This is a genomic window from Sphingomonas sp. (assembly GCF_023266535.1).
Classification (GTDB): Bacteria; Pseudomonadota; Alphaproteobacteria; order Sphingomonadales; family Sphingomonadaceae; genus Sphingomicrobium.
The window spans coordinates 2,046-4,168 of the sequence record NZ_JAHFPY010000113.1 but is presented as its reverse complement, the minus strand read 5'-3'; the positions used below and the strand labels follow the sequence as shown (position 1 = coordinate 4,168).

Genomic DNA, 2,123 nt, shown 5'->3' with positions numbered 1-2,123 from the left:
CTGTTAACCTCAAAACGGCGGTTCACTCTTCGCACCTGCCATGGGGGGGGGCGACAGGTCGATGCCCTCGCTGCGCATTGATGCCTTGGCGGCGCCGGCGAAATAACTCGCCACGTCGCCAGTCACGATGCCTTTGCCGGTCAACCGGTTGACGCCGCCGGCCTTGTACTTCCTGGTTGACTCCAGGACGCCATGCAGCTTCGTCCACGGGTAGCAGCCAGAAACCACCTCCGCGGCCACCCGGAGGCAAAACCGATCGCTGATCGGTTCGCCGATGACCTGCTTGATCCTCGCCACGATGCTGGCCGCGTCCTCCTGCTTTTTCTCCAGAGGCACCCGCCAACGCTCCTGGAGCTTGCTCCTGGCATCTTCGATCGCCTGGTCGATCCTCGAAGGCTCCGGAGGATCGGCTCCCTCTGGCTGGGTAATCCTGACCGTGCTCTTTCGTGCCACATCTGGCGCCAGATGTGGAAACGCAAATGCATTTGAATTCTGAATTCCAACTTGCGCCCCTCCTCCATCCTTGAATTGAATTGGCGTTTCCACATCTGGCGCCAGATGTGGCACGACTTCGCGGATCGGGACGGCAGCTGGCGGCTCGGCCTGGCGCGCATCGGTAGCGTCCCGTTCTTCGAACAGCTCTCCTTGCGGGTCCGCGGCGATACGCCGGAGCAGCGCTCGCTTCACCTCGATCGGATCGTCAACATAAACAGTCCACGGATCCTCCGAACTTTGGACCAGCTGGATAAGACCGCGCTCGGCCAGCCGCTTGAGGAGCCTGGCTCCGGTCCTGCGGTCATTCGACCCTTGGTCGAGGGCGACGGCCAAAGGGTTGACCTGGATCGTCCTGGGCCGCCAGTTGGCGATCCCCCAGAGGTATTGCCAGGCGAGCTTTGATTCTCCTCTCAGTTCAGTCCAGGTGCGAACGGCGTCCCAGCGGCCGTGATCGGTCGCTTGCTGCGAAGTCGCTTCCATGTCAACCACCAGGATCCAAATTTACCAAGCCTCGTGTCGTGATTGGCCCGCTCCCGGAACGATCGGGAAACGCCCAAGCAATGCGGCGGATGGTAGGACGCGCATCGCCCGCTAACGGGCCGCACCAATCCGGAGCCAAGCGGATTGGCGGCATTGTGGCTTCGGCTGCAACGGTCTATCGGTTTACTTGGTAGCCCGATTCGCCGTTGCAGCTTATCCGCCCCCTTTTCTGAGCGACGGAATGCCTAGGGTTGTGATTTCACTCGCCGGCGTCCTGCATGCTCGCCAGTTCCTTCAGCGCCTCCTGGGCCCCGTCCTCGGTCAGTTCTCCGCCAGGGCCAATGAAGCTTCCCATGAACTCCTCCGCGGCCTTGCCGTGGAGGGCCACGCGCTTCATCTCGGCGTCAATCGAGTCCAGCGTCTCTGGCTGGGCGCTCAGTCCGATCGCCGGCGGCGCCTCGCCACCAATAACCGGCGCGAAGTCGCCAGCCGTGGCCAGCGTGGCAAAGCCGCGTTCGGTGTATTCATCCACGGCGGCGATGCTCATCAACTCGGCAGACAGCGGCGCGCGTTTGCTCAATTCGCGGATCATCGTCTTGCAGCCCATGGCCTCGAATTCGTCATCCCAGGGACCGCGGTAACTCTTGTCTTTTTCCTTGAGGAACTTGTCCGACCGGTAGCGGTCGCGATGCTCCTCCATGTCGGCGAGCGTCCAGATTTCGCAATCGGCGGCGCCGTCCTTTTGGCGAAGGACGCCGTAGAAGTGCGTGATCTTCGCGCCGCGCGATGCCTCGGCGCGGTGCTTGACGAATTGCTCCGTGCCCAGCTCGTACTGGAAGAAGTCGCCCACACGAACGGCGCGGGAGTTGAAGAAGGCGACCAGGCCGGTGTTGTAGGCGAGCTTCAGATAGCCGCGATAGCCGATCTGGAAACTGGCCTCCATGCGTCCCTTGTTCTTGCGCGGGATCATGTAGGCCTGGCCGAGGGGACCGCTCAGCTCGAGTCCCAGCTCGCTGGCCTGGACGATGCACGCGACGAGGGTCATCGGGTCGCATTCCAGCAGCTTGGGCGTGCGCCTCACGGTCGTGAGCGCCATGCGGATCATGCGCTCGGGCTTCAGGTGTTGCGGCAACGCGAGCGCGATCTGC

2 protein-coding genes are annotated in these 2,123 nt (G+C 62.7%); both read right to left on the bottom strand.

What is annotated here, in order from left to right:
* Positions 1 to 9 precede the first annotated feature (9 nt).
* Positions 10 to 975, bottom strand: coding sequence for a hypothetical protein (locus tag Q0C64_RS13220; RefSeq protein ID WP_294124307.1), 966 nt, complete (start codon positions 973 to 975; stop codon positions 10 to 12).
* Between the two features lie 259 nt (positions 976 to 1,234).
* Positions 1,235 to 2,123, bottom strand: an 889-nt coding sequence (locus Q0C64_RS13215; protein WP_294124306.1) for a recombinase RecT, incomplete at its 5' end; no start/stop codon positions are given.

What these genes read in the sequence shown, in the direction of transcription:
- Q0C64_RS13220 (WP_294124307.1), bottom strand. Translation starts at nt 975, where the DNA reads ATGGAAGCGACTTCGCAGCAAGCGACCGATCACGGCCGCTGGGACGCC.